The 20,552-nt window shown below is 41.2% G+C and carries 16 protein-coding genes; 15 read left to right on the plus strand and 1 reads right to left on the minus strand.

What is annotated here, in order from left to right:
• Positions 1-90: 90 nt before the first annotated feature.
• From AC4HAL_RS05185 to AC4HAL_RS05225, 9 genes are all read left to right on the plus strand, one after another.
• Positions 91-1,245, plus strand: a complete 1,155-nt coding sequence (locus AC4HAL_RS05185; RefSeq protein ID WP_491093289.1) for an ABC transporter ATP-binding protein — start codon at positions 91-93, stop codon at positions 1,243-1,245.
• Complete coding sequence (locus tag AC4HAL_RS05190; RefSeq protein ID WP_491093290.1) at positions 1,229-2,026, plus strand: ABC transporter permease; 798 nt, start codon at positions 1,229-1,231, stop codon at positions 2,024-2,026. Before AC4HAL_RS05185 ends, AC4HAL_RS05190 begins: the two co-directional genes overlap by 17 nt.
• Complete coding sequence (locus AC4HAL_RS05195; RefSeq protein ID WP_491093291.1) at positions 2,023-2,799, plus strand: ABC transporter permease; 777 nt, start codon at positions 2,023-2,025, stop codon at positions 2,797-2,799. The genes AC4HAL_RS05190 and AC4HAL_RS05195 overlap by 4 nt, the downstream gene beginning before the upstream one ends.
• Positions 2,792-3,865, plus strand: coding sequence for an ABC transporter substrate-binding protein (locus AC4HAL_RS05200; RefSeq protein ID WP_491093292.1), 1,074 nt, complete (start codon positions 2,792-2,794; stop codon positions 3,863-3,865). The genes AC4HAL_RS05195 and AC4HAL_RS05200 overlap by 8 nt, the downstream gene beginning before the upstream one ends.
• Positions 3,866-4,101: 236 nt before the next feature.
• Entirely contained in the window at positions 4,102-4,950 is an 849-nt protein-coding gene (gene licT / locus AC4HAL_RS05205) for a BglG family transcription antiterminator LicT (protein ID WP_491093293.1), read from the plus strand.
• Positions 4,951-5,360: 410 nt separating this feature from the next.
• Complete coding sequence (locus tag AC4HAL_RS05210) at positions 5,361-7,250, plus strand: beta-glucoside-specific PTS transporter subunit IIABC (RefSeq protein WP_491093294.1); 1,890 nt, start codon at positions 5,361-5,363, stop codon at positions 7,248-7,250.
• A 125-nt stretch (positions 7,251-7,375) separates the two neighbouring features.
• Positions 7,376-9,043: a carboxylesterase family protein gene (locus AC4HAL_RS05215; RefSeq protein WP_491093295.1), complete on the plus strand. Its 1,668-nt coding sequence runs from the start codon at positions 7,376-7,378 to the stop codon at positions 9,041-9,043.
• Between the two features lie 179 nt (positions 9,044-9,222).
• Positions 9,223-10,794, plus strand: a complete 1,572-nt coding sequence (locus tag AC4HAL_RS05220; protein ID WP_491093296.1) for a DUF1593 domain-containing protein — start codon at positions 9,223-9,225, stop codon at positions 10,792-10,794.
• A 186-nt stretch (positions 10,795-10,980) separates the two neighbouring features.
• Positions 10,981-11,931, plus strand: coding sequence for an IS30 family transposase (locus tag AC4HAL_RS05225; RefSeq protein WP_491093297.1), 951 nt, complete (start codon positions 10,981-10,983; stop codon positions 11,929-11,931).
• Positions 11,932-12,070: 139 nt separating this feature from the next.
• Here AC4HAL_RS05225 and AC4HAL_RS05230 read toward each other — a convergent pair whose 3' ends face one another.
• Positions 12,071-12,997 carry a helix-turn-helix domain-containing protein gene (locus AC4HAL_RS05230; RefSeq protein ID WP_491093298.1) on the minus strand — a complete coding sequence of 309 codons (927 nt, stop codon included), beginning with the start codon at positions 12,995-12,997 and terminating at the stop codon, positions 12,071-12,073.
• 147 nt (positions 12,998-13,144) lie between these two features.
• On the opposite strand from AC4HAL_RS05230, the gene AC4HAL_RS05235 reads away from it, so the two are divergent.
• The 6 genes from AC4HAL_RS05235 (at position 13,145) to AC4HAL_RS05260 (ending at position 20,488) form a co-directional block, all read left to right on the plus strand.
• Positions 13,145-14,584: a glycoside hydrolase family 1 protein gene (locus tag AC4HAL_RS05235; RefSeq protein WP_491093299.1), complete on the plus strand. Its 1,440-nt coding sequence runs from the start codon at positions 13,145-13,147 to the stop codon at positions 14,582-14,584.
• A gap of 60 nt (positions 14,585-14,644) precedes the next feature.
• Positions 14,645-15,460: a Cof-type HAD-IIB family hydrolase gene (locus AC4HAL_RS05240; protein ID WP_491093300.1), complete on the plus strand. Its 816-nt coding sequence runs from the start codon at positions 14,645-14,647 to the stop codon at positions 15,458-15,460.
• A 513-nt stretch (positions 15,461-15,973) separates the two neighbouring features.
• Positions 15,974-17,794: a carbohydrate-binding domain-containing protein gene (locus AC4HAL_RS05245; protein WP_491093301.1), complete on the plus strand. Its 1,821-nt coding sequence runs from the start codon at positions 15,974-15,976 to the stop codon at positions 17,792-17,794.
• A gap of 418 nt (positions 17,795-18,212) precedes the next feature.
• Positions 18,213-18,680: a GNAT family N-acetyltransferase gene (locus tag AC4HAL_RS05250; RefSeq protein WP_491093302.1), complete on the plus strand. Its 468-nt coding sequence runs from the start codon at positions 18,213-18,215 to the stop codon at positions 18,678-18,680.
• A gap of 3 nt (positions 18,681-18,683) precedes the next feature.
• Positions 18,684-19,343, plus strand: a complete 660-nt coding sequence (locus tag AC4HAL_RS05255) for an MmcQ/YjbR family DNA-binding protein (protein ID WP_491093303.1) — start codon at positions 18,684-18,686, stop codon at positions 19,341-19,343.
• A gap of 152 nt (positions 19,344-19,495) precedes the next feature.
• Positions 19,496-20,488, plus strand: a complete 993-nt coding sequence (locus AC4HAL_RS05260; protein WP_491093304.1) for a zinc-binding dehydrogenase — start codon at positions 19,496-19,498, stop codon at positions 20,486-20,488.
• The last annotated feature ends 64 nt before the right edge of the window (positions 20,489-20,552 follow it).

Genomic DNA, 20,552 nt, shown 5'->3' on the forward strand with positions numbered 1-20,552 from the left:
AATGCTGGATTTTTTATGCCAAGTCCTAAGTCAGCGGCGTAGCATGAGATTTTCCAAGAGTGCAAAGATGATTAGGAGGATAGATGCCTTTTGACCAATCCGATTATTGCCTTTAACAATGTGACAAAAACGTTTGAGGACAGTGGAGCACAAGTCCTTAAAAATATTAACTTCGAATTAGAAGAAGGAAAATTTTATACTCTCCTTGGAGCCTCTGGTTCTGGAAAATCTACCATTCTTAACATTATCGCCGGTCTGTTGGATGCTAGCACAGGCGATGTTTATCTGGATGGTAAGCGTATTAATGACGTTCCGATAAACAAACGGGATGTTCATACAGTTTTTCAGAACTATGCTCTTTTTCCGCACATGTCCGTATTTGAAAATGTGGCCTTTCCGCTAAAGCTTAAAAAAACTGATAAGAAAGAAGTGGAGAAGCGGGTCAGAGAAACTTTGAGATTGGTGCGATTAGAGGAATATGAAAAGCGCTCCATCCAAAAGCTTTCAGGTGGCCAGCGCCAACGCGTTGCTATTGCACGTGCTATCATCAATCAACCCAAAGTTGTCCTCCTAGATGAACCTTTATCAGCTCTAGACTTGAAACTGCGCACTGAAATGCAGTATGAGCTGCGCGAGCTCCAGCAGCGCTTAGGAATTACCTTCGTCTTTGTCACTCATGACCAGGAGGAAGCCTTGGCCATGTCTGATTGGATCTTTGTTATGAACAACGGGGAAATTGTTCAGTCTGGCAGCCCAGTTGATATTTATGATGAACCGATCAATCACTTTGTTGCGACCTTTATTGGGGAATCAAATATCCTCAACGGTACAATGATCGAGGATTACTTAGTTGAGTTCAACGGCAAGCGTTTTGAGGCTGTTGATGGTGGGATGCGGCCTAATGAGCCCGTTGAAGTAGTAATCCGACCGGAAGACTTACAGCTCACCCTGCCGGAAGAGGGCAAGCTGCGAGTCACGGTAGATACCCAGCTTTTCCGCGGAGTTCACTACGAAATCATTGCACACGATGACTTAGGAAACGAGTGGCTGATTCATTCCACCCGTAAAGCCATTGAAGGAGAAGTGATTGGCTTAAACTTCACTCCCGAAGATATTCATATCATGCGTCTTAATGAAACTGAGGCAGAGTTTGACGCACGAATTGAGGAATATGTGGAAATTGAGGAACACGAGGAAGGCTTGCTAAATGCTATTGAGGAGGGGCGACATGAAGACGAACGCTAATCTCTTTGCCCTTCCCTATCTGCTCTGGCTTTTGCTTTTTGTTTTAATGCCTGTGACCTTGATTGTTTATCAGTCCTTTTTTAACTCCCAGGGGCAGCTTACCTTGGGTAATTATCAGACCTTTTTTAGTTCTTGGACTTATCTACAAATGGGTTTTAATTCGGTCTTTTATGCTGGTTTGATTACACTAGTAACTTTGCTGCTCAGTTATCCAACGGCTCTTTTTCTAACTCAGCTTAAACGCAAACAGCTCTGGCTAATGCTGGTGATCCTGCCAACTTGGATTAATCTTTTACTCAAGGCTTACGCCTTCATGGGAATTTTTGGACACGAAGGTGGTCTCAATACCTTTTTAGCCTTTTTTGGTATTGGGCCAAAACAGTGGCTCTTTACTGATTTTTCCTTTATTTTTGTGGCTTCTTATATCGAACTGCCCTTTATGATTCTTCCTATTTTCAACGCCTTGGATGATATTGATCGCAATCTTATTTATGCTAGTAAGGATTTGGGTGCTAACGATTGGCAGACCTTTGCTCAAATAACCCTGCCGTTATCACTCAACGGTGTTAGAGCTGGTGTACAGTCGGTCTTTATCCCCAGTCTCAGCCTTTTTATGCTAACGAGATTGATCGGAGGCAATCGTGTCATTACACTGGGAACAGCGATTGAAGAGCATTTTCTTATCACCCAGAATTGGGGCATGGGAGCTACCATCGGCGTCATCTTAATTTTAACCATGTTGGTGATTATGAAGTTGACCAAAGAAAGGAGGCAGGAATGAGGAAACTGTCAGTACTATATTTAGGGATCATTTTTATCCTGCTCTACCTGCCAATTTTTTATTTGATTGTGTATTCTTTTAATCGTGGCGGAGACATGAACCATTTTACAGCTTTCACTTGGGAACATTACAGGCAAGTTTTTTCTGACAGTCGTTTGATGCTGATTCTTACTCAGACTTTTTTTCTGGCCTTTCTCAGTGCACTCTTAGCTACGGTTATTGGTACATTTGGGGCGATTTTTATCCATCAATCTAAGCAGAGGAGTCAAAATACCATTCTTGCCCTCAACAATGTTCTCATGGTGTCACCTGATGTTATGACAGGAGCAAGTTTTTTGATTCTATTTACGCTTATTGGGTTTCACCTAGGAATGTGGTCGGTTCTGCTTAGTCATATTGCCTTCTCTATTCCCATTGTCGTGCTGATGGTCCTGCCCAGACTCAAGGCGATGAATCAGGATATGATTAATGCTGCTTATGATTTAGGAGCCAACCGACTCCAGATGTTAAAAGAAGTTATGTTGCCTTATCTGACCCCCAGTATTATCGCGGGTTATTTTATGGCATTCACTTATTCCTTGGATGACTTTGCTGTTACATTTTTCGTCACAGGTAATGGCTTTTCGACTCTAGCTGTTGAGATATACTCACGCGCCCGCCGCGGAATTTCCTTAGAAATCAATGCTCTGTCTACTATCATATTTCTCTTTAGTATCCTTTTAGTTATCGGTTACTATTTTATCAGCAAAGAAGAAGGGGGACAGGATGCGTAGGTTGTATTCATTTTTTGGCGGTCTGGTGATAATAGTATTGTTGTTATCCCTAGCTATGGCAGCAGCAGAAAAGCAGAATTCCTCTACTTCTAAGGCTGATAGCCTCGTTGTTTATAACTGGGGTGACTATATTGACCCTGAGCTTCTTAGTCGATTTGAAAAAGAGACAGGTATCGATATTCAGTACGAAACCTTTGATTCCAATGAAGCTATGTATACCAAAATAGAGCAGGGGGGAACCCGTTATGACATTGCTATCCCTAGCGATTATATGATTGACAAAATGAAACAAGAAGAATTGCTCGTTAAGCTGGATAAATCTAGAATCAAGGGGTTCGACCACATCGGCGGAGAATTTTTGGGAAAGGGTTTTGATCCGCATAATGACTACTCTGTTCCTTATTTTTGGGGAACCGTTGGTATTGTCTATAATGATACTATGGTGGCCACCCCACCTCAGCACTGGTCAGATTTATGGCGGACAGATTATCACGATAGTATCATGCTTGTCGACGGTGCCCGTGAAGTCATGGGATTAGGCCTCAATGCGCTGGGGTACAGCCTGAACAGTAAAGATAGACAGCATCTTCAGCAGGCAGCAGATAAGCTCAACGGTCTTACTCCCAATATTAAAGCCATTGTTGGGGATGAAATGAAGGGATACCTGAAAAATGGAGATGCTGCCATCGGCGTCACTTTTTCTGGTGAAGCCCGCGAAATGACTGACAGCAATCCCCACCTCCATTATGTCTTGCCTAGTGAAGGTTCCAACTTATGGTTTGATAATATTGTCATTCCTAAAACGGTTCAAAATAAAAAAGCGGCCTATCGTTTTATTAATTTCATGCTTGAACCACAAAACGCCGCCCAGAATGCGGAGTATATTGGTTACGCAACACCCAATAAAAAAGCAGAAGCGCTTCTGCCAAAGGAGCTTACAGCCGATAAAGCTTTTTATCCTTCAGATAAAGTTATCAGCCGACTGGAAGTCTACGACAATCTCGGTCAAAAATGGTTAGGGATCTACAATGATCTTTATCTTCAATTTAAAATGTACCGTCATTAAGTAAAAGGATGAGGAAAAATAGCTTTTCCCTCATCCTTTTATACGTAATCTTTGGGATTACGATTTTAAGGAGACAAAGCTGCAATAATGGGGGTTCCATTATTTTTACAAGTGAAGATCCCTAAAAATACTTATTATTCCTCTGTTATTCCAAATTTAGGCTGTATTCAATTAAGGTACTAATTTTAAACTTTTTTTGTTAAAATAAAGTAGAAAGGCAGAAAAAAGAGAGTAGTATGAAAATAGAGCGCGTCTATAATAATAATGTTGTTCAGGTCAATGAAAATGGACAGGAAGCTATTTTGATGGGCAAAGGACTGGGCTTCCAGAAAAAATCGGGCGACAGCATTGATCCAGAAAAAATTGAAAAACGGTTTGTCCTGCAGCAGAGTGATGATGTCCCAGCCTCTGATATGATGAGTGAGCTGGCTCGTGTATATCTGGACTTAAGTAGCGAGGAACTTCAGCTTGTCCTCTCCATTATCGAGTATGGACAAGAAAGCCTGAAGCAGATTTTTGAAATCTCCCTCTATATCGCTTTGGCAGACCACCTCCAGTATGCTATACAGCGGACCAAAGAGGGAATCAGCCTGCAAAATCCTTTGGCCTGGGAAATTCGAAAATTTTATCCCAATGAGTATAAAATCGGTCAAAAAGCACTGGAGCTGATTGATGAGAGGATTCACCTCCGTATGGAAGAGAGTGAAGCGGCTTCCATCGCTCTGCATTTTATTAATGCTCAAAAGGATGGCAGCTTAGTTGAAACCAATCATCAGATTACACAAATTGTTGTCAATTGTTTAGAGATTGTTCGCTTGCATTTTGGACGGCTGGCAGCAGAAGATTCTGTTAGCTACAATCGTTTTGTGACCCATTTACAATATTTTGCGCAAAGGGTTGTCAGTGGAACCGTGCAGGGAAATAATGACGACTTCCTTTTTGAGCAAGTCCAAATTAACTATAAAGAAGCCTTTGCTTGTACCCAAAAGATTAAGGATTACATCCAGAGCCATTACCAGTTTGAGATGAGTAAAGATGAGCAAGTGTACTTAACCATTCATATCCAACGTCAAAATGAGAACTAGTTCGCCTGAACCCTGAAAAGCCTGGGTAAATATTTTAAATTTTTTTATGAAAACCCTTGCAATTATAAGAAAAATTTGCTAATATAATAATTATTGAAGGGGATTGTTACTGGTAGGCAGGCAAAACCTAAATAAATGCGAAATAGTTTGCACTGGAAGTGCAGATAGCTGTTTAGTATTTGTTTAGGTTTTTTGTTTGCCAAACTAGCGACACTTCTGAAAATATATGCTAGCTGGCTGGGGTGGTTTAGATAAACGAGTCATTCACGGCTTAGCATCTTATTTTAATTGAGCACGCCTATGACTCTTTGGAAAAAGATAACCACTTCCTAGGTGCAAGCATCTGCGTTGTGGTTCCTATTTTCCTGTGTGTCATTCACGGCTTAGCATCTTATGAAAGGAGCCAAAGTATGGCTAAAGATTATACTGAATTAGCTCAGGATATTGTGGACCACGTCGGTGGTAAAGACAATATTGTGAAGCTTGTCCACTGTGTTACGCGTCTGCGTTTTACCCTCAAAGACGAAGGCAAGGCAGATGAGGACTATCTCAAACAGCGTGATGGCGTTGTTACTGTCGTTAAAGCAGGCGGCCAATTCCAAGTTGTTATCGGCAACCACGTACCTGATGTTTATGATGCGGTTCTTAAAGTAGCCGGTATCTCCGGTGACGGCGGCATCGATGTCGACGAGGGCGATGTCCCTAAAGGAAACTTGTTCGATCGCTTTATCGCCTTGGTCTCTGGTTTGTTCCAACCTATGCTCGGCGCTCTATCTGCAGCTGGTATGCTCAAAGGTTTGGTTGCTATCCTAGCAGCAGTAGGGGTTAAGGAAACTGATGGTCTCTATATTGTCTTGAATGCAGCAGGTGACGGATTTTTCCAATTCTTGCCCTTGATCTTGGCTCTAACTGCAGCTAAGCGCTTTAAGATGGATCAATTTACAGCTATTGCTCTCGGTTTTTCTTTAGTTTACCCAGATATTGCAGCAAGCTTTGCAAAAGGTGGTGTCACCTTTTTAGGGATTCCTGTCATTTTCCCAACGTCAAGTTATCTGCAAACAGTTTTGCCTATCATTCTGACAGTATGGGTGGGCTCCAAAATTGAACATTTCTTGAAGAAGGTTATTCCAGATGTCGTCAAGGTTTTCCTTGTTCCCTTCTTTGTTCTTTTAATAACAGTACCGTTAGCTTACTTGGCAATCGGTCCTGTTATGAATTATGCTAGTGACTTAGTTGGTCTAATCTTTACTAATATCTATAGCATTAGCCCAATTCTCTACGGTCTTATCCTTGGTGCTTTATGGCAAGTTATGGTTATGTTTGGACTTCACTGGGGTCTTGTTCCTTTGGCTATCCTTGAATTACAGTCTAACCCATCAGGCTTTATCCTTGTAGCAACGACAGCTATCTGCTTCTCACAAGCAGGTTCGCTCATCAACATTATGATACGAACCAAGGAAGAAAAAGTACGTGAATTAGCTGTTCCAGCGATGATTTCAGCCTTCTTTGGAGTTACTGAGCCAGCAATTTACGGTATTACATTGCCTATGCGCACGCCATTTATCATGACTTGTATCGCCGGTGCTATCCAAGGTGCCTTCCTTGGTTTGATGAATGTCAAAATGTTTGTTATGGGTGGTCTTGGACTCTTTACTATTCCATCGTTCATTTCAGGTAAAAGTCCAATGAACTTGACCTACTATCTGATTGCCATTGCAATGAGTTTCATCCTTGGTTTCGTATTGACACAATTCGTTAAAATTCCTTACCTCTACGGTGGACCTTCTGCAGCAGCTGAAACTAAAGCAGAAGCAGAGGTAGAAGCCCAACCACTAAAGGAACTTAAACAAGAAATTGTTGCCTCACCAATGATTGGTAACGTGGTCAAGTTAGAAGATGTTCCTGATCAGGTCTTTGCCTCAGGAGCTATGGGTAAAGGTATCGCAATTGATCCTACTGATGGGACAGTTGTTGCCCCTGCTAATGGTGAAATCACCCTCGTTTTCCCAACGGGTCATGCTATCGGCATGAAGACTGAAAACGGTGCGGAGATTCTCATCCATATTGGTATGGACACCGTTTCTCTAGCTGGTAAAGGATTCAAGAGCCTAGTTGAAGCTGGCCAAAAAGTTGAAGCTGGTCAAAAACTTCTTGAATTCGATTTGGCAGTTGTTCGTGATGCTGGTCTGCCAGTTATTTCACCTGTCATTGTCACAAATTCAGCAGAATTCGACGATGTTTTGCTTACACAGGAAAGCCGCGTTAATGCAGGAGACTACCTCTTGACAGCGGTCAAATAAGTACAGATATGATGTTAGGGAGTTCCTCTAGCATCATATTTTTAAGGAAAAATGTAAGCGCTGACAAGGGTGGACGATCCAAGTTTTAAAAGAAACTAGTTGATAAACTAGCGGAGGAAACGACTATGAAGAAATATTTAAAATATCTTATGATTGGACTTGCTTTAGTGACATTGGCTGCTTGCCAATCGGTCAATAGCAGCAAGAATCATTTTGATAATAAGGTTGAAAAGACTGTTGCTTCTGGAAAATTAAAGGGACATAAAGATGCCAAGAATAAGGCCATCGAATGGCTGGGGATTCCTTACGCTAAGGCCCCCGTTAAAAAACTTCGATGGAAGGCGCCACAAAAGGTTGAAGACTGGAAGGGAACCAGAGATGCTACTAAAGCTGGTAAACAAAGTATCCAATTTTCAAATGGTAAAGTTACAGGTTCGGAAGATGCCCTAAATTTGGATGTCGTACGACCAGATAATAATAAAAAGAAGCTTCCAGTCATTGTTTTTATCCACGGCGGAAATAATCAGACTGGCTCTGCTCAAGAAATAAAAGGAAATAGTTTTGTTAAAGATATTGACGCTGTCTATGTCTCTGTCAATTATCGCCTTGGAGCTCTCGGTTTCAATCCCTTGCAGGCTCTGAAAACAGGCACGGCTGAGGAAAATTCCGGTAACTATAGCTTACTTGATATTGCAGCGGCCTTGGATTGGGTCAAGGAAAATGTTGAAACCTTTGGTGGCGATAAAAATAACATCACTCTGGCGGGCTTTTCTGCTGGTGGCCGCGATGTCATGGCGACTCTTATCTCCCCTCTCTTTAAAAATAAGTATGATAAGGCCATTTCCTTTAGTGGCGGTATGACTTTGGCGGATACGGCCCCTAGTCAGGTAACCTTTGCCAAAGCAATTGCACCATTGGTTGTTGAAGATGGAGTAAAGACCAGCGAAGAAGAGGCACAAAGTTGGCTTCAGACTGATAGTCATGATGTACGCAATTACCTCTACAAAGTTGATGCTAAACGCTTAGCAAAACTGATGGGAAATGCCGGTATTCGGATGTCTGTTTTCCCCCATCTTTATAAGGACGGTACTGTTATCCCTAAGGAAGGATTTGCTACTAAAACTTACAATGATGTGCCATTGATGTTGATAAGCGGTACAGACGAGTTCTCGATGTTTGCAGCCAGTGATCCTTACTTCCAAGAAGACTTTAAGAGTGGCAACCTTTTCAAAAATTCTGAAAAGACAGCCGAATTTACTTATGCTAAAAAGTACGGCGGTCAGCTCTACCGCATGTCTAATACCATTGATAGTACGCGACAAATGGAGGGCAAGTATCAGTCAAATATTTATGTCGGTCAGATCTATTATGGTGATAATGCTGAGGTGACACCAGACTTGACCAAGACACTGGGTTCCTTCCATGGTATCTTTGAGCCCATGCTGCAAAAACCGTCTAATTATCAAGACTATATCGGTGACTATTTCCAAACCCAAGGGGGCAGGGATATGTCTCAAGCTTTCAAGACCTACCTCAAAGCCTTCTTAGCTGATGGAAATCCTAACCAAAAAGGGCTGGTTTCATGGAAACCATGGACTTCCGATGGAGAAGTTCTCACGATTGACGCAACAAAAGATAAGGCTGATATTAAGGCGACAAGAGATACCCAAACCGCCCAAGATGTGCTGAATCAAATGGATGCTGACACTAGCATTTCTCAAGAGTCAAAAGATTACCTTAACCACAATGTCCTCAATGGCCGCTGGTTCAGCCAACCGATTGACGAAAGATAGGCGAATAATATCTTGTAAAACAAATAGGCAGTGGCTCAACGGAGCGGAAAGCCAAGCTCAAATGACTTTAATAAACACTTGCCAACATTAATATATCATTTAGCACATTGGCTTTTAATAAGCCTGATTGGCTATAGGTATTATAAAAATAATTCGTATTGTTTTTTGGGGTGATAAGTATGAAATTTTTAAAATTTACTGCGCTTGCGATCATTGGTTTAGCCTTAGTCGCTTGTAGTCAATTGAAGAACTCTAGCGCTATAAAAGCCATTAATCCACTCAAAGCTTCCAATTACCGAACCGTCATTACAACTGATGGTGAGGTCGACGATATGAACTCAATGATTCGTTATTTATATTATTCAAATGAGTTAGACCTTTCTGGAATTGTTTTAACAAGTTCAACTTACCATTATGCAGGAGACAAAGAAAAAGGGATTGAAGCATATCGATGGACAGGTACGGACTGGATTAATGACATGTTGAATGCTTATGATGAGATACAGCCAAATCTTAGAAAACACGCTAAGGGCTATCCAAAAGCGTCTGAATTAAAGAAAATAACTAAGATTGGCAATATAAAAAACAAAGGCGACATGAAGGAGGAGACTGAAGGTTCGCGCTTTCTTGAAAAACTATTCCTAGATAATTCTAAAAAACCGATTTATGTACAAACGTGGGGAGGAACTAACACAACGGCTCGAGCCCTCAAATCCATTGAAGAGACCTATAAGGATTCAAGGGATTGGAAAAATATTCAGCAAAAAGTCTATAACAAATTAGTTTTGTATATCATCCTTGATCAAGATGAGACCTATAAGGAGTATATTGCCAAACATTGGCCAAAATTGATGGTCATAAATGACAGCTCTAATTTTTGGCATTTCGCCTATGCTTGGCAGTCCCATAGTGAAGAATTGAATAAAACTTTGCATGGTGATTGGCAAAAAGAAAATCTCCTTCAAAACCACGGTCCGCTAATGGATTTATATGCTTCGATGGGGGATGGCAAAATGATAGACGGTGAACTGGCTGAAGAACAGCGCGGTTCGAAAGATTACCTCGTGAATAATCCTAATTATAAACCGTATGATTTTATTTCAGAGGGCGACTCACCTTCATACTTCTATTTATTTAATAACGGCTTAGGAGATGTTGCACATCCAGAATACGGGGGATGGGGCGGTAGATTTTCAAAGAAAAATAAGTCGCTTTACCAAAATACAGTTCTTGACTATAATCCCTATTCAAAACAATTTGAAGCTTCCTATACCCTGACTCGCTGGATTGATGATATTGAAAATGATTTTGCTGCCCGTGTCGATTGGGGAACTGCTTCGAATTATTCAGATGCCAACCACGCTCCCAGAATTGCTATCAAGAACTATGATAAAAATGTAAAAGCTGGAGAAAAAGTAACTTTAACTGCAAAAGGTACAGATCCTGATAAGGATAAACTAACTTATAATTGGTGGCGATATTTTGAAGCCGATAGCTATCAAGAATCCAGCGGAAAAAGCAAGGTCAAAAAGGTCGAAGCTGATGGTTTACAATTAGACTTGGTTCGACCTTTAGATGATGGAGACGTTGTTGATCCAATTGAACTTTCTGGAAATCATACTAAGACTGTCTCATTTACCATTCCTAAAAATGCTAAATCAGGTGATACCTTTCATATCATCGCTGAGGTACAGGATGATGGGGAGCATAATCTAAAAGCCTACAAAAGAATCATTCTTACCGTAGACTGAGGTCAAAAATAATGAAATAGCAAAGTGTTGTAGCTGGATAATCATGCTAAAAAGCTTGAGTTCTTATTAACATCTAGAACTCAAGCTTTTTTTATCTCCCAATTTGTAAAATTAAGCTAGACAGAAAAAAGCCATTTATGTTAGGCTCAGATAAACACCACATTTGTCTGAGAGGAACTACCATAAATGACCTACACCCATCTTACCACAAATGAACTCGTAATGATAGAGGCTTACTACCAAGAAAACAAGAAAGTTGGCGATATTGCAAAATCTCTAGGGAGATCTAAGCAAACCATTTACAAGGTCATCCACTTTCTAAAAGAAGATCACTCAGCCTATGATTACTATGACCAGTACAAAACGAATAAAAAGCGCTGTGGCCGTCGACAAACACAATTATCAAAGCCTGAGAAAAAGCTCATTGATGATCATCTGAAACGGGATTGGAGCTTAGATGTCATCAAGGGCGTTTACGCTGATGTTATTGCTTGTTCGATGCGGACTCTCTATCGTTTAGCTGACCGAGGGATCTTTGACAAACAAGAGCTCCCTTGGAAGGGAAAACGCAAACCCAATGGGAAAAAAGAAACACGAGGGAAGCAAGCCTTTCGTAGAGACATCCGTGAAAGGTCGACAGTTTATCCAGACTTTGACACTGAGTTTGGTCATCTTGAAGGTGATACCATCGTTGGTAAGAATCACAAGAGTGCGGTGATTACTCTAGTTGAGAAACAATCCAAAGCTATTATCACGCTTCAAACCGCAGGGAGAAAGGCTAGTGATATTGAATACTCAATCAATCGCTGGCTCTCCCGATTTCCCAAACATCTGTTCAAGTCCATCACATTTGACTGTGGAAAAGAACTTTCTAACTGGAAATCCATTTCAAATCAACATGATATTGATATCTTCTTTGCGGATCCTGGTTGCCCTGGGCAACGAGGCCTTAATGAGCATTCTAACGGTCTTTTAAGGAGATATGGACTACCTAAGCAAATGGATTTTAAAGGTGTTTCACAAAACACCTTATCAGCTATAGCTGATAAGAGAAATAGAATTCCTAGAAAATCTCTAAATTATCAAACCCCTTATCATGTTTTTCTGAGTCAGGTGAAACTGTCCAACTTAATTTGACAATTTAAGTCTATTATTTTGTACTAGTTAGAGAAATCAGAAAGAGAGGGGCAGGCTAACGATTGCACAGCAATTATCTAAGTTGATCTCATTCTCACATCCTAAGTACCAACAATTTGCCATGAGATTTTCAAAGAGGCTAGCTATTTTTTGCAGGATTGACCATGGCCGCTCCACTTTGTTGGTGCTTTTGCTGCTTACGGTATTGGCTGGGGGTCATCTGGTAGTAATGTTTGAACTGGCGGTTAAAGTTGGAAAGGTTGTTAAAACCGACCTTGGTTGCAATTTCAAGAACAGATTGGCTGGAATTGATCAGCTCGTAGCAAGCCTTGCTGAGGCGAACCTGAATGATAAATTCGGTGCAGGATGTCCCAGTGTGCTTCTTGAAAACGGCCATGAAGTGGGTCTTGCTGTAGCCGATCATATCCGCTAAAAATTCGATAGACATGGGCTGTTCATAGTGCTGATTGATATAGTCAACGAGCTCACGAATTTTTTCATTCTTGCGATAGGCATCGTCAGTAACTTTACGAATGACGTAGCGATAATGAAAGAGCAGATAGAGAAATTCATTGATTTTAGCTTTGAGCAAAAGTTCAAAGTGGCGGTGCTCTTCTTTGACAAGTTTAAAGATGGCAAAAAGGCAGCTCTGCAGTTCTTCGTAACCCGCCATGTTCGGCTTGATAATGGGAATAAACTTGTAATCACTATTTTGCAAGGGCTGCAGATAGTGCAGGCTGACTTGGTCAACGATGGAGTATCCGACTATATCCAGATGGAACTGAAAGGTATCGCTAACTTGGCGCTCATTACCAATAGGATGAATGGAGTGCATGCCATTAGGCCGGATAAGAACGATGTCACCAGGCTGAGTATCAAAATAATCGTAGTCGATATGATACTGGGCGTGTCCCTCATAGATATAGCTAAGCTCCATTTCAGGATGCCAATGAAAGAGAGTATCCGGTCGGCCGTTCTCGATGATAGTATGATAGTAGTTGTAGGGGAGGAGATGATGGTTGAATTGGATCTCTTCTTTGAGATCCTGTAGTTCTGTTTGTTTCATGGATTTTCTCCCGTAAATTCTTTCTTCTAGTTTAGCATATTTTCAGAGGATAGTATCATTTTTACCAAGGATAATGTCGGAAAAACCGTGCAATTAATTCTATACTATTATTTGTAAATTAATAGAAGAGTAGTAAGGAGTAATATTATGACAAAATCAGTATTTCCAGAAGGATTCCTTTGGGGTGGTGCCACAGCGGCTAACCAGTTTGAAGGGGCCTATGATGTTGATGGCAAGGGTTTGTCTGTCCAAGATGTGACCCCTCAAGGTGGGATTCCTGCTAAAGAAGGTGACCTTAATCCTTTGATCACTGATCAGCCAACCGAGAACAACCTTAAACTAGAAGGCATCGACTTTTACCATCGTTACAAAGAAGATATCGCTCTCTTCGCAGAGATGGGTTTTAAAACCTTTCGTTTATCTATCGCTTGGTCACGGATTTTCCCAAATGGCGATGAGACTGAGCCAAATGAAGCTGGTCTGCAGTTTTACGACGATGTTTTTGATGAGTTGGCCAAGTACGGTATTGAGCCCTTGGTAACCCTCTCTCACTATGAAACGCCTTTGCACTTAGCACGTCAGTACAATGGCTGGGCTAACCGTGATTTGATCGGTTTCTATGAGCGCTACGTCCGCACGGTCTTCACTCGTTACAAAGATAAGGTCAAGTACTGGCTGACTTTCAATGAAGTCAATTCAGTCCTTCACGCGCCGTTTATGTCAGGCGGCATTGCCACACCAGTCGAAGAGCTCAGTAAACAGGACCTCTATCAAGCTGTCCACCATGAATTAGTAGCGTCAGCTTTAGCTACCAAGGTTGGCCATGAAATCAATCCAGACTTCAAGATTGGCTGTATGGTACTGGCTATGCCGGCCTATCCTATGACGTCAAATCCTTTGGATCAGTTGGCTGTTCGTGATTTTGAAAATCAAAATTATCTCTTCTCAGATATTCATGCACGTGGAAAATATCCAAATTATATTAAGCGCTTCTTTGAAGAAAATGATATTGAGATCCAGTTTGCACCAGGTGATGAAGATATCCTTAAGAACACTGTGGACTTTATTTCCTTCTCTTATTACATGAGTGTGGCTCAAGCACACGACCCTGAAAACTACAACTCAGGCCGCGGCAATATTATGGGTGGCATCACTAACCCTTACTTGGAAGCTTCCGAATGGGGCTGGCAGATCGACCCGGTTGGTTTACGCCTAGTTCTCAATCATTTCTACGACCGCTATCAGTTGCCGCTCTTCATCGTTGAAAACGGTCTAGGGGCTAAGGATGTCTTAGTGGATGGCCCTAACGGACCAACTGTCGAGGATGACTACCGCATTGATTATTTGCAAAAGCATTTAGTTCAAGTTGGCGAAGCCATCAAGGACGGTGTCGAACTTCTTGGCTACACGACTTGGGGACCAATCGATTTGGTTTCAGCATCGACAGCCCAGCTCAGCAAGCGTTATGGCTTTATCTATGTGGACCGCAACGACGATGGCAGCGGTAGTTTAGCACGTTACAAGAAGAAATCATTTGACTGGTATAAAGAAGTTATCGCCAGCAATGGAGAAGTGCTCTTTAATTAAAGTAAGGAAAAGCAGTATGGCAGGATAAGGCCTGCTGCTTTTTTTGGAAAGGAAAATATTATGAGTATTCGGTTAATTGCGGCAGATATGGATGGAACTTTTCTGGATTCCAAAGGCTCTTATGATAAGGAGAGGTTCATCAAGATTTTGGATGCTCTTGAAACCAGAGGAATTCAGTTTGTTGTTGCGACAGGAAATAGTATGAAACGCTTAGAGATGCTATTTGACGAGCTGACTGACCGAATGGATTTTGTAGCGGAGAATGGCGCTCATATCATGATCGAGGGACAGACCTTATCTAAGACCACGATTGCAGAAGGCTTGGTAGAGGAGGCTCTGCAGTTTTTTGAAGGTAAGGAGAGAGACTACAGTTTGAGTTTGACGAGCGATGTCTGTACTTACATGCTTAGAGGTAGCTCAATTCCTGATTTTGATGGGATTGAGCCTGAGCAGTTGGAAGCTATGCGTAGTCATGTCCATCATTTAAGTTCGTGGAGAGAAATAGCAGGCCCTATTTTCAAGATGAATCTGGCCACTAATGAAGCAGAGGCTTATTCTGTTGTAACTGATTTCAATCGGATTTTTAAGGGGCTCCTCAAGGCTGTCACCAGTGGCTACGGAGGTGTTGATATCGTGGTTGACGGCTGCAATAAAGCTACTGGTTTAGAGCGTGTACTTGAGCACTTTAAACTAACCCCTGAGCAGGTCATGAGTTTTGGTGATAGTGATAACGATTTGGAAATGCTGGCCATTAGTGGTGAAAGCTATGCCATGCTCAACGCCCCTGCCAATGTTAAAGCAGTAGCTAAGCATGAAGCCCCTCACCATGATGATAATGGCGTTTTTCAAGTTATTGAAGCTTTTTTGAAGGGCTAATAATTATGCCTACTGATTTTTATAATTTTAGGAAATCCTGTAGAATTTTGATCTAGATTGGATTGGTCAGCGAGAGAGTTTTGCGATCAAGTGAGGACATATCGCTCTTTATGATAGAGATTTAGAAAGAGCAAGAAAATTTTTAAAACTTACTTACCGCCAAGGGGTATGAGTACCGATACTGGAACAGACCTTTCATCCTATTTTTAACTTTGCAAGGAGAAAAATATAGGAATTATAAACTGCAGGGAAATTATCTAGTTGACTGATGTTATAAGAAGAATTGAGGTCTCATAGCAGGGGATTTAAGTTCTTTTTAGTTAGTCTGGCTTTCTTGTTGTTTGGATAGTTGAGTCCGTGCGCCATTCCATTAATCATTATCTTATTCGTTGGGGAAAATAACCAGACACTAATCTTAAAATGACCTATTTAGATGATTGATTACTTTTAAAATTTGTCAAGTTTATAAATTTTGGTATAATAGTTCAATATTTAGGAGGATTAAAAGTTATTATGAACAAAAATTATTTATTTAACCGCCAAGCTTTTGCAAAAGCCAAGGGACATGACAGCAAACGTAAATCGTCCAAAGGCCTAGTGGCAGGAATTGTCTTAGCAGGAGCTCTCCTTGTTTTAGGAGCTGGTCAAACAGTTTCAGCCGACCAAGTTTCTGCGGCTGAAGACAAAGCTGCAGCGACAGCCAATCTTGATACAGACCAAAGCACAGGCACAGAAGAACAGCAGACTGCGTCTGAGGTGAATGTGGATAATGAGACTGACCAAATTGACGAGGCTGCTCAAGCTAATGAGCAACCTGCAGATGTTGTAGAACAAGAGGTCCCGTCTGAATCCATTCAAACAGCTTCTTACGATGAAGAAGACGATGATGAGGATGAGGACGAAGAGGAAGATGAGGAGGACGAAGATACGGAAATCGAATCATCTGAAAATATCGCCGACAACCGAGAACCTGAGGAGAACGAGGACGAAGAAGATGAGGATGATGAGAAAAAGTCGATTATCACCTTTAGCGATGCTGGTGCGACCTCGTCATCATCACGTGTCACTATTGATGGTCAAAATGTCACTATTTCTGCAGCTGGTACATACACCTTGACGGGTTCTGCCAATGGCTACCATATTGCAGTCGCTGACGGTACAAGGGGCAAGGTCAAACTAAAACTCAACGCTGTCAATTTGACGGAATCGACTATTTCTTCTGCAGGAGATTTGGCTATCAAGGTTTCAGCGGATAGCTCCCTGTCATCGTCTGAAGCAACGATTGAAGCGGGTGGAGCACTCTTCATTACTGGTAAGAAAAAAAGTACTCTGACATTGACCAGTACCGAGTCACATGCTATTAAAGCGAAAGGACTCGAGGCTAAGGAAGTTAATCTAAATCTCAATTCAGCTGCTAAAGATGGTATTAATGCCCAAACAGAGGTGAGTATCAAAGAGTCCAATATCACTATCACAGCTGGTGATGATGGTATTCAGGTCGGCGATGATACTGATGTTAATGCTGGTGATCTCAAAATCAAAGATTCAACCGTGAACATCACAGCCGCAAGTAAAGGCATCACAGCTAATGACGAAGTAACGGTTAAAGGCTCTACGACCATGACCATTAAGTCTGATTCCGAAGGAATTGAGGGCCGTCATATTGAGCTGAAAAAAGGAAATATCACCATTGATTCTGGCGATGATGTGATTAATGCTACTGAGTGGACTGCCAAGGACGATGCAGATCTTTCCCAGCTGACTAACAGTCCATCTGATATAAAAAATGAGGTTGCTATCATCCTCTCTGGTGCCAATATAGAAGGAATTGGCTATGATGATGGTGTTGATTCTAACGGCAATCTGACTGTTACTGGCGGCAATATCAAAATTCAGTCTAAAACTGACTACAGCTCAGCCTTAGATTATGATGGTATCGGCCTGGCTTCGGGTGGAACCATCTGGGGAATCGGCCATATGGGCTTTGCTCAAGGCTTTTCAACAGGAACCAAGCAAGCCTATATTATCGGTATCGTCTCAGGCTTAGCTGGTGACACTATTACTATTACAGATGAGAAGGGACGTGTGGTGGCCGAAACCAAGGCTGGTGTTGATTTTGATAATGTTGTTTACTCGAGTAAAGATCTCAAGGAAGGAAAAACTTACACCATTACAACAGCTGATGGTCATCCGGCAAAGGTAAGGGCAACCAAAGAAACAACCCCTCATCCAGAAACCCGTCGTCATATTCCTAAAGATACTGTTCCGCTTTTACCAAATGGCCATCATCCGGCCTTCCCTGGAAACGGAACACCTCCAGAAAATAATCAGTAATGTTTTTGGAACAATTATAGATAGGGGAATCAAAAAGTAGCGGTATTTTACAATATCAGTCAGCTAAGGTGCTAAAGTAAAAGAAACTATTCCAAAGTGTTGATTTTTCGACATAAATTGGAATAGTTTTTTAGTTTAGGTTGTTTTTGAGCGCACTAAAGAAAGGTTTTTATCCTTCAATTATGGTACCCTATAAGTAAAACTAACCGCTGTTTGGGCCTTTTATTTTTCTCGAAAATGTTCGAGAAAATCCGACTAACAGATAAATGCTTGACAGTGAATGTTTTCAGCTGCAGGGCAGGTAAAGCAGAGCTTAACAGAAGATGCTGTGAGTAAAAGATTGTAAAAGTTCGTGTGAGAGCGCTACAGAGTTGGTATAACAGAAACAAACAAATTTGAATTTGTGTGGGGGTGTAAGATGGCTATCAGATTTGAAGAAGGGATAACTAAAGACCATGCTTTGCTGTTATGTGAATGGTCTAATAAGGAGGGAAAGGACTTCCAAGAGCAGTGGATGGGACCGCAGATTTCCTATCCATTGAATGATGACAAGATAAAAGAATTAGCAAATATATTTTCAATCTTCAATGATGATGAATTTATAGGTGTGATACAAAAAGTAGAGGTTAAAAACAAAAATATACACATAGGGAGATTCGTATTAGACCCCCAAAAAACAGGGATGGGGCTTGGGAAAGAAGCACTGAGCAGATTTATGGATCTCATTTTTGAGGATGCAAATATAAAAAGTATCACCTTAACTGTTTTTGATTTCAATCAAAATGCCAAGAAACTTTATGACAAACTTGGATTCAGAATTGATGAAGTATTTGAAACGCCAAAGCTCAAATATACTATGAAATGCGAGAGAAAGGCTAGGCTATGAAGTATGAAGCTAACAGATGAATTATTTACAAAATATGGGTTAATAGAGGAAGCTCTCTTGCCCTATGGATTTCAAAAAAGAGGGAATTCATATTTCTACAATAAGCTGATTCACAATAATGAATTTGACCTTCACATCCTAGTTGAAAATCAGAAAATTGATGCGAGACTGATAGAAGTGGAGTTTGGTGAAGAATACATCTTGATAAATACTGACGCTACTGGCAGTTTTCTGGCTACCTTGAAAGGAGAATGCCAAAAGGTGCTTCTTGATATCAGGGACAAGTGCTTTAAAAAAGACGATTTCTTTTTCGCTCAAACAAACAGAATTGCTGATTTGATTAAGAAGAAATACGGAGTAGAGCCAGAAAGAAGTAAGAATGGCAATGACACTAATGGAATCTTTCGCAACCCTGTAACAAAGAAGTGGATCGGCCTTGTCATGTTGGGGAAAAGGAGTAATCTTATAGATGATTCAGAAGAAAAGGTCGAATATCTGAACTTAAACTTTAAGCAGGATGCAGAAAAATATCATCAAAAAGGGATTTACCATCCCTACAAGAAAAAGAACAAGCATTGGATCGCCATAATCATGGATGATACACTGACTGATAAGGAGATTATGGCTTTAGTGACTATCAGCTATGAAAAATCCAATCAGTAAGTGACCTATGATAACTATCAGCGCAATCTAGTCGTTTAGATTATTAGCGAAGGCTGGTAAGAAAAGAGACAGGAAAGAAAATACTTCTTAAGTCTTTCACAAAAAATATGTTATAATGAAAGCGCTTAAAAGAAAGGAATAAAGGTGACATTATGAAGGCTTGGGTTTTATCTAGTCAAACAGAATTAGGTGTACCAAATTTAGAATGGGTTGAAGTGCCTAAACCACAGCCAGAATCAGAAGAAGTTTTAATCGCTGTTCATACAGTGGGCTTGAATCCCGCTGATTACAAACTGGCACAACAAGGGGTGGCTTCTTGGGAGTATCCTCATATTTTAGGTTTAGATATGGCAGGAGAAATCGTTGCTGTTGGCGATGGTGTTGAAAACTTCGATATTGGAGAGCGAGTAGCTGCTCATATTGATTTAGCCCAACAAGGTTGCTTTGCAGAATTCGCGACCGCTCCAACCTATACAGTGGCCAGAATTCCTCAAAATGTTTCTTTTGAAGAGGCTGCAGGTCTCTTGTCTACAGGGCTTACTGCCTATCAAGCACTGCATCGTAAGGCAAACCTAGCAAACAGAAAATCCATACTTGTTCATGCTGGATCGGGCGGTGTTGGCTCCATGGCCATTCAGCTGGCTAAAATTGCTGGGCTTAGAGTCTTTACGACAGTCCCCGGTAATAGGAAAGATTTCGTTTATAGTTTGGGGGCTGATGTAGCTGTTGACTATGAAAGAGAAAATATTGCCGATGTCATCAGAGAACAAACTGCTGGGTTAGGTGTAGACTTGATTATTAATACCTTGGGGCAAAGTTATGCGGACAAAGATATTGATATGCTAGCATTCAATGGGGATTTAATCTGTATTGTTGCTCCGCCGAGTGCTAGTGCTATGAATAAATTGTTTTCTCGCGGCTTGGGAGTTCATCTAACTTTTGTAGGAGCTGCCCATCAAAGCGGCAATATGCAGCAAAAGCAGGATTTAGGACAAATGGCAGAAGCAGTACTGTCACTGGTTGCCCAAGGAAAATTACAAGTTCCAATTGCTCGCTCCTTTACCTTTGCGGATTTGCCATTAGCACTAACGGCCCTAGAAAAAGAGCCGCCTGCAGGCAAATTTGTCGTTCAAGTTGATGGATAAGTGTCTTAAAGTTAAATGATAAGTGTTTTTGTGGTGAACATAAAATTTTAGTTTATCAAATATC

The sequence above is a fragment of the Streptococcus sp. ELY_125 genome, assembly GCF_058314535.1.